We start from the raw sequence: 8,023 nt of genomic DNA, 5'->3' as shown, positions 1-8,023 counted from the left end.
ACCTCAATCCTTCGAACCGCCCGGTGCGGACCCGCATGCCGGGTGGTGTGGGAGGGGTGCGGTCCACCAGGATCGCCCCCTATCCCGATCCGCTTTGGTTGGCCGATTTGAATCTTGTCCGTTCGGTCAGCTTGGGGTTACGCTTTTCAAAATAAAGACACAAGAACGGGGAGTGCTTCTGACATGTCCATTCTGGTTCGTGGCGGCACCGTCGTGAACGCGGATCGCAGCTTCCGCGCGGATGTTCTGTGCGAGGACGGCAGGATCGTCGCCGTCGGCGAAAACCTCGAAGCTCCGGCGGGGGCGGAGATCGTGGACGCCGGCGGCATGTATGTGATGCCCGGCGGCATCGACCCGCACACCCACATGGAACTGCCCTTCATGGGCACGGTGGCGACCGAGGATTTCTTCACCGGCACCTCCGCCGGTGTCGCCGGTGGCACCACGATGATCATCGACTTCGTGATCCCCAACCCGCAGCAATCCCTGCTGGAGGCCTACAGGACCACGATGGGCTGGGCCGAGAAGGCGGCGGCCGACTACAGCTTCCACGTCGCGGTCACCTGGTGGTCGGACAAGGTGGCCGAGGAGATGGGCGTCCTCACCCGCGACCATGGGGTGAACAGCTTCAAGCATTTCATGGCCTACAAGGGCGCCATCATGGTCGATGACGGCGTGCTGCTGAACAGCTTCGGCCGCGCGCTGGATCTGGGCGCGCTCTGCACCGTCCACGCGGAGAACGGCGAGGCCGTCTTCCACCTTCAGAAGAAGATGCTGGAGATGGGCATCACCGGCCCCGAGGGCCACCCGCTGTCCCGCCCGCCGCAGGTGGAGGGCGAGGCGGCCGAGCGCGCCATCAGCATCGCCGGCGTGCTGGGCGCCCCCGTCTACATCGTTCATGTCTCGACCGAGCAGGCGACCGAGGCCATCGCCCGCGCCCGCGCGAGCGGCCAGCGCGTCTACGGCGAGGTGCTGGCCCAGCATCTGGTGATCGACGAGTCCGTCTACCGCAACCCGGACTGGGCGAGCGCCGCCGCCCATGTGATGAGCCCGCCCTTCCGCGCGAAGCACCACCAGGACGCGCTCTGGGCCGGCCTCGTGTCGGGCCAGCTCCAGACCACGGCGACCGACCATTGCTGCTTCTGCGCGCCGCAGAAGGCCGCGGGCAAGGACAACTTCACCCGCATCCCGAACGGCACCGCCGGCATTGAGGACCGCATGTCGGTGCTCTGGCACAACGGCGTGGGCAGCGGCCGCCTGACGCCGAGCGAGTTCGTCCGCATCACCTCGGCCAACTGCGCGCAGATCTTCAACATCTACCCGCGCAAGGGCGTGATCCAGCCGGGCGCCGACGCCGACATCGTGGTGTGGGACGCCGAGGCGACCAGGACCATCTCCGCGAAAACCCACCACCAGAACGTCGATTTCAACGTGTTCGAGGGCATGGAGGTCAAGGGCCTCGCCCGCCACACGCTGAGCCGTGGCAAGCTTGTGTGGACCGACGGCGACCTGCGCACCGTCCGCGGCGCGGGCCGCTACGTGGACCGCCCCTGCTACCCGGCCCCCTTCAAGGCCATCGAACGCCGCAACGAGCTGACCCGCCCGACCGGCGTTGTCCGCGAGCCGGCGGTGGAGGTGACGCCGTAAGCGCGTCCGGCGGCGCTTACAGGAATAGGGAGGCCGCGCGGGGCATCCACACCATGGGTGCCCCGTGCGGTCCGAAGGCGCAGGTCAGAACAGTCGCCGTCCCGCGCTGTAAATTCCATGTTTCTCGACGAAGGCGTCGTAATCGGCAAAGGCCTGCCGGTTTTCCTTGATCCAATGTCGGCGGTGCTCGCCGCCCGCCCGGCTTTCGTCCGCTCGGGCGACCAGATCGGGCTCGGCTGGCGGTCCCCCGGGTGCGCGCGATTCCGGTTTGGATTTCATGCGTTTCCCCATTTGTTCCGCTTGTTGCGTGTGCCCTTGAGGGTGTGTGCATGCAAGCCGGCGGTCAACAGGCCGCCCGGGCCATCCGGAACCCGGTCAGGCGGAACCGGTTGAACCGTGAGGCCAAGCAGGCGTCCGGTGCCGGGGCGCGGAAGGAAGACTCATGAGCACATCGAAGAAACTGCACAAGGGCGACCGCGTCGAGTGGGACACCCCGCAGGGCAAGACGAACGGGCATGTGGTGCGGGAGCAGACCAGCGAGACCCACATCAAGGGCCACAAGGTCGCCGCCTCCAAGGACGATCCCCAATACATCGTGGAGAGCGACAAATCCGGCAAGCGCGCCGCGCACAAGCCGGAAGAGCTTCGCAAGCGCTCCTGACGCCTCTTACCCCCGTGGCGTCAGCCCGCAGCCGCGCAGCACGAAGGCCACCACCTGTTCGGTGGCGTGCTCGTACTCCGCATCCGACAGCGGGCCGCCGCCCAGCACGGCGCGGATCTGCAGGTCGAAGTCGGCGTAGGTCTGGGTCATGGCCCAGAGCGAGAAGAACAGGTGGCGGGGGTCGAGCTTGGCGATGCGGCCGGCCTCGATCCACTGCTCGATGACCGCGCTCTTCTCATCCACCAGCCGGCGCAGGTCATCCTCCAGATAGGGCGTCAGGAAGGCGGCCCCGTGGATCAGCTCGTTCGCGATGACGCGCGAGGCGTCCGGGCGTTCGCGGCTCCAGCGCATCTTGGCGCGGACATAGGCGCCCAGCGCCTCGGCCGGGTCGGCCTCGGGGGTGATGCCGTGCGTCTCGCCCAGCCACAGCTCGATGATGTTGGTCAGGACGGCGCGGTACAGCGCCTCCTTCGTGCCGAAATAATAATGCAGGTTGGCCTTCGGCAGCCCGGCTGCGGCGGCGATCTCCGCCATGGAGGCGCCGTTGAAGCCCGACGCGGCGAAGACTTTTTCCGCAGCCGAAAGAATCAGCGCGGCGTTGCGCTGACGAATTCTCCCGCCGGAAGCCGGATCGACTTCCGCTGATGTTTTGTGCACTGCATCGTTCATTTTATCGGCACGGCGATCAAGAATAATGCAAGAGTGAAACAAGTTGACCGTTCGGTCAAACTTTTTTAGCGTAGTGTTGCCAGCGCGTTGACTGGCCCCGATCGCGGCAGTGTCCCTCCCTTCAGGAGTAGGCGATTATGACTCACGTGCCCGACATCGCTCCAGGGCGGCTCGCCCCCGAAGACTACGCCAAGAGTTTCGACGACATGGCGCCTCCCCTGAACGGCCGGCAGGCCGTGATCGAGGCGAGCCGCTGCTACTTCTGCTACGACGCGCCCTGCGTCGACGCCTGCCCCACGGGCATCGACATTCCCGGCTTCATACGCAAGATCGGGACCGGAAACCTGAAGGGCTCCGCCGTCACGATCCTGGAGCAGAACATCATGGGCGGCATGTGCGCCCGCGTCTGCCCGACCGAGATCCTGTGCGAGGGCTCCTGCGTCCGCAACACGGCGGAATCCAAGCCCGTCGCCATCGGCGCGCTTCAGCGCCACGCCACCGACTGGCTGTTCGAGCGGGACATCCAGCCCTTCGCCCGCCAGCCGGCCTCCGGCCGCCGCGTGGCGGTGGTCGGCGCCGGCCCGGCCGGCCTGTCCTGCGCGCACCGGCTGGCCCAGCTCGGCCATGAGGTGACCGTCTTCGAGGCGCAGGAGAAGGCCGGCGGCCTCAACGAATACGGGCTCGCCGCCTACAAGACGCCGGGCGGCTTCGCGCAGCGGGAGGTCGATTTCATCCTCTCCATCGGCGGCATCACGGTGGAGACGGGCCGGCAGCTCGGCCGCGACCTCTTCCTGGAGGAGCTGCGCCGCGACTACGACGCCGTCTTCCTCGGGCTCGGCCACAACGCGGTGAACGCGCTGGGGGTGGAGGGCGAGGAGCTGTCCGGCGTCATGAACGCCGTCGATTTCATCGCCGGGCTGCGCCAGGCCGGCAGCCTCGCCACGGTGCCGGTCGGCCGCAAGGTCGTGGTGATCGGCGGCGGCAACACCGCCATCGACGCCGCGACCCAGGCGCGGCTGCTGGGGGCGGAGGACGTCACGCTGGTCTACCGCCGCGGCCCCGAGGCGATGAGCGCCACGCTGGCCGAGCAGGAGTGGGCGCAGACCAACGGCGTGCGCATCAAGCACTGGGCCATGCCGCGCCGCCTTCTGGGCTGGCAGGGTGCGGTGAAGGAGGTGGAGTTCGAATACACCCGCCTGGACGAGGCCGGACGGCTGGCGGGCACGGGCGAGACCTTCACCATCCTCGCCGATCAGGTCTTCAAGGCCATCGGCCAGCGCTTCGTGCCGTCGCCCCTCACGGCCAACGCGCTGGAGACGCTGGAGCTGGTGGACGGCCGCATCGCCGTCAACGAGGAGCGCGAGACCTCGGTCCCCGGCGTCTATGCCGGCGGCGACTGTACCGCCGGGATCGACCTGACCGTCAGCGCCGTCCAGCACGGCAAGCTTGCCGCCCACGCCATCGACGCCCGGCTGCGCGCCGTCGCGGCGGCCGCCTGAACCCCCGGAGGAGACACGCCATGGCCGACATTTCCTCGACCTTCGCGGGCATCAGGTCGCCCAACCCCTTCTGGCTCGCCTCGGCCCCGCCGACCGACAAGGAGGTCAACGTCGTCCGCGCGCTGAAGGCGGGCTGGGGCGGCGTCGTGTGGAAGACGCTGGGCGAGGGCGACCCGGTCGTCAACGTCTCGTCCCGCTACGGGGCAGTGTCCTACAACGGCACGCGCATCGCCGGCTTCAACAACATCGAGCTGATCACCGACCGCCCGCTCGACGTGAACCTGCGCGAGATCAAGTCGGTGAAGAAGCAGTTCCCCGACCGCGCCATCGTCGTCTCGCTGATGGTGCCCTGCAACGAGGAGAGCTGGAAGACCATCCTGGCGGCGGTCGAGGACACCGAGGCCGACGGCATCGAGCTGAACTTCGGCTGCCCGCACGGCATGTCGGAGCGCGGCATGGGCTCGGCGGTCGGGCAGGTGCCCGAATATGTCGAGATGGTCACGCGCTGGTGCAAGCAGTACAGCCGCATGCCGGTGATCGTGAAGCTGACGCCCAACATCACCAACATCCTGGGCCCGGCGCGCGCCGCCGTGGCGGGCGGGGCGGACGCGGTGTCGCTGATCAACACCATCCAGTCCATCGTGTCGGTCGATCTCGACCTCATGGCCCCGACCCCGACGGTGGACGGGCAGGGAACCCACGGCGGCTATTGCGGCCCGGCGGTGAAGCCCATCGCCATGCGCATGGTCGGCGACATCGCCCGCGACCGGACTTGCGCCGGCATTCCCATCTCCGGCATCGGCGGCGTCTCCACCTGGCGCGACGCGGCGGAGTTCATGGCGCTCGGCGCCGGCACGGTGCAGGTCTGCACCGCCGCCATGCACCACGGCTTCCGCATCGTCGAGGACATGATCGACGGCCTGTCCAACTGGATGGACGCCAAGGGCTACGCGACGCTCGACGACTTCCGCGGGCTGGCCGTGCCGAACTACGTCTCGTGGGAGAACCTGAATCTCAACTACAAGATCGTCGCCCGGATCGATCAGGACCTCTGCATCAAGTGCGGCAAGTGCCACATCGGCTGCGAGGACACCTCGCACCAGGCCATCGCCCATATGAAGGGCGCCGACGGCCTGCGCCGCTACGAGGTGATCGACGACGAGTGCGTGGGCTGCAACCTCTGCATGCTCGCCTGCCCGGTGGATGGCTGCATCACCATGCAGCGCATGGACGTCAACCAGCCCAAGCTCACCTGGAAGGAACACCCCAACAATCCCATGCGCCAAAAGGTGCCGGCCGAGGCGGCGGAGTGAATCGCCGACGGTACGGATGAGACGCTGAACAGCCGATCCAACCACCCTTCCGCCGTCATCCCCGCGGACGCGGGGAACCAGAGTTTCCAACGGCCCCGCTTTGGGAAGGACTGGATCCCCGCTTTCGCGGGGATGACGAAGTGGGAAGCTGCGGGTGGCAATAAAGCGCCCTGCCGCCCTCAAGAGCAGTAATTGAGACGACGACCGGCGGCAGTCACGACCGACGGCGAAAGGAACAGGAGACAGGCCGTGAGCATCCAGAATCTCACCATCGACGCGCAGCGCCTCTGGGACACGCTGATGGAAACCGCCAAGTTCGGCGGGACCGCCAAGGGGGGCATCAAGCGGCTGACGCTGACCGACGAGGACCGGATGGTCCGCGATTGGTTCAAGGCGGCCTGCGAGGCGGCGGGCTGTGCCGTCCGCTGCGACGACATGGGCAACATGTTCGCCCGCCGCCCCGGCCGAAACCCGGACCTGCCGCCCATCGCCATGGGCAGCCACCTCGACACGCAGCCCACGGGGGGCAAGTTCGACGGCATCCTCGGCGTGCTCTCGGGGCTGGAGGTCATCCGCAGCCTCAACGACGCGGGCTACGAGACCAACGCGCCGCTGGAGGTCATCAACTGGACGAACGAGGAGGGCTCCCGCTTCGCGCCGGCCATGCTCTGCTCGGGCGTCTTCGCCGGCGTCTTCCCGCGCGAATACGCCGACAGCCGCGCCGACCGCGAGGGCAAGACCTTCGGGGAGGAGCTGGACCGCATCGGCTACCGGGGGGAGGAGCCCAGCGGCAGCCGCAAGCTCGGTGCCTTCTTCGAGGTCCACATCGAACAGGGGCCGATCCTGGAAGCGGAGGGCAGGGACGTCGGCGTCGTCACCGGCGTGCAGGGCATACGCTGGTACGAGGTGACCGTCACCGGCTTCGAAAGCCACGCCGGCTCCACGCCCATGCCCCTGCGCCGCGACGCGCTGCTGGGGGCCGCGCGCATGGTGGAAGCCATCAACAAGGTCGGGCACGACCACGCGCCGCTCGCAGTCACCACCGTCGGCCTGCTGGAATCCCGCCCGAACTCCCGCAACGTCATCCCCGGCGAGGTCTTCTTCACCATCGACATGCGCCACCCCGACGACGCGGCGCTCGCCCGCATGGAGGCGGACATGAAGGCGGCGCTGGCCGCCATTGCCGCGGAAACGAACGTCGAGCTGCGGATCGAGGACACCTGGAACTCGCCGTCGGTGCGCTTCGACGAGACCTGCGTCGGCATGGTGCGCAAGGCCGCCGAGCAGCTGGGCTTCAAGCACCGGGACATCGTCTCCGGCCCCGGCCACGACGCCGCCTACATCAACCGCGTGGCGCCGACCGCCATGATCTTCGTCCCCTGCGAGAAGGGGATCAGCCACAACGAGGCGGAAAAGATCGAGTTCGAGCACGCGTCCGCCGGTGCCAGCGTGCTGCTGCACGCGGTCGTGGCCTACGACAAGGCGATGCAGGAGGCGGCGGCGTAGAGCGCGATAGGCCTTGGGGAAGGAAGCCGGCGGCATTGCCGCGGGCTCCTTCCGCCATCGGGCCAACCAAGGCGGCTGCCGCGTTCCCACCGCCGGGCAAGGCGGGCGCGGGCGCTCAGCGCTGCTTCAGCTTTTCGATGAAGACCTCGCCTTCACCGCCCGAGATCGACCAAAGCTCCCCTTTCACCAAGAGGAAGAGGGAGACGGTCTCATAGCATTCCAGCCGTGCCGCCATGTAGTTGCCGGCCGGAAGCTTCCTCAACATTGACGGCACCTGCCCCCAGCCGGACACGTATTTGACCGCTTGTTGTTGCTCGATCGCCCCATACTGCAAGGTGAAAGCCTCGTCATCGCCCGCTTTGCATGTGTTGCGGTTACGGGGATAGGAGGCACCGTCGATCCGCTCAAGGACGTGATCCGCCCTGAAGGTCACCGCGTTGCCATTGGACGCCGTCCAGCTCGTGCCGACGAGGGATGCCGCGTGGCTGCTGCTCCACGACAGGGCCGTAAGGCAAAGGGCGGCCGCGAGAGTGCGTAGGGTGGTCGCAGGCAAAATGAACTCCGGTTTCTCCGATAACGGCCATGCCGGCCGATAAACCTTAAGTTACATTGTGTATCTGAATCCCCTATTAACGGAGCGCTCAGGATGCCCATCGGGCTGCTCCGTAGAAATTCAGCGCCTAGAAGCAGCGGAATGGATCGACGGTCCGGCCGATTTCAAAAAGGAG

General features: G+C 67.3%; 8 protein-coding genes. 5 read left to right on the top strand and 3 right to left on the bottom strand.

Annotation, left to right across the window (positions count from 1 at the left end):
- The first annotated feature begins 183 nt into the window (after nt 1-183).
- Nucleotides 184-1,647, top strand: coding sequence for a dihydropyrimidinase (gene hydA, locus JUB11_RS14700; protein WP_207459303.1), 1,464 nt, complete (start codon nt 184-186; stop codon nt 1,645-1,647).
- Nucleotides 1,648-1,731: 84 nt separating this feature from the next.
- Here the strand turns inward: hydA and JUB11_RS14695 are convergent, their stop codons facing one another.
- Nucleotides 1,732-1,926, bottom strand: coding sequence for a type II toxin-antitoxin system CcdA family antitoxin (locus tag JUB11_RS14695; RefSeq protein WP_207459302.1), 195 nt, complete (start codon nt 1,924-1,926; stop codon nt 1,732-1,734).
- 163 nt (nt 1,927-2,089) lie between these two features.
- On the opposite strand from JUB11_RS14695, the gene JUB11_RS14690 reads away from it, so the two are divergent.
- Complete coding sequence (locus tag JUB11_RS14690) at nt 2,090-2,308, top strand: DUF2945 domain-containing protein (RefSeq protein ID WP_207459301.1); 219 nt, start codon at nt 2,090-2,092, stop codon at nt 2,306-2,308.
- A gap of 6 nt (nt 2,309-2,314) precedes the next feature.
- On the opposite strand, the gene JUB11_RS14685 is transcribed toward JUB11_RS14690, so the two are convergent.
- The gene (locus tag JUB11_RS14685; RefSeq protein WP_348771431.1) at nt 2,315-2,965 is read right to left on the bottom strand and encodes a TetR/AcrR family transcriptional regulator; all 651 of its coding nucleotides are present in this window, start codon (nt 2,963-2,965) and stop codon (nt 2,315-2,317) included.
- Between the two features lie 149 nt (nt 2,966-3,114).
- Between JUB11_RS14685 and JUB11_RS14680 the strand changes: the two genes are divergently transcribed.
- The 3 genes from JUB11_RS14680 (at nt 3,115) to JUB11_RS14670 (ending at nt 7,295) form a co-directional block, all read left to right on the top strand.
- Nucleotides 3,115-4,476 carry an NAD(P)-dependent oxidoreductase gene (locus JUB11_RS14680; protein WP_207459299.1) on the top strand — a complete coding sequence of 454 codons (1,362 nt, stop codon included), beginning with the start codon at nt 3,115-3,117 and terminating at the stop codon, nt 4,474-4,476.
- A 20-nt stretch (nt 4,477-4,496) separates the two neighbouring features.
- Nucleotides 4,497-5,789 (top strand): NAD-dependent dihydropyrimidine dehydrogenase subunit PreA, encoded by a 1,293-nt coding sequence (gene preA / locus JUB11_RS14675; RefSeq protein ID WP_207459298.1) that lies wholly within the window; start codon nt 4,497-4,499, stop codon nt 5,787-5,789.
- 249 nt (nt 5,790-6,038) lie between these two features.
- Nucleotides 6,039-7,295: an allantoate amidohydrolase gene (locus tag JUB11_RS14670; protein WP_207459297.1), complete on the top strand. Its 1,257-nt coding sequence runs from the start codon at nt 6,039-6,041 to the stop codon at nt 7,293-7,295.
- A 115-nt stretch (nt 7,296-7,410) separates the two neighbouring features.
- Here the strand turns inward: JUB11_RS14670 and JUB11_RS14665 are convergent, their stop codons facing one another.
- Nucleotides 7,411-7,848 carry a hypothetical protein gene (locus JUB11_RS14665; RefSeq protein ID WP_207459296.1) on the bottom strand — a complete coding sequence of 146 codons (438 nt, stop codon included), beginning with the start codon at nt 7,846-7,848 and terminating at the stop codon, nt 7,411-7,413.
- Nucleotides 7,849-8,023 lie beyond the last annotated feature (175 nt).

The sequence above is a fragment of the Azospirillum sp. SYSU D00513 genome (genome assembly GCF_017356015.1).
GTDB lineage: Bacteria > Pseudomonadota > Alphaproteobacteria > Azospirillales > Azospirillaceae > Azospirillum.
This window is presented reverse-complemented; position numbering and strand designations above follow the sequence as displayed.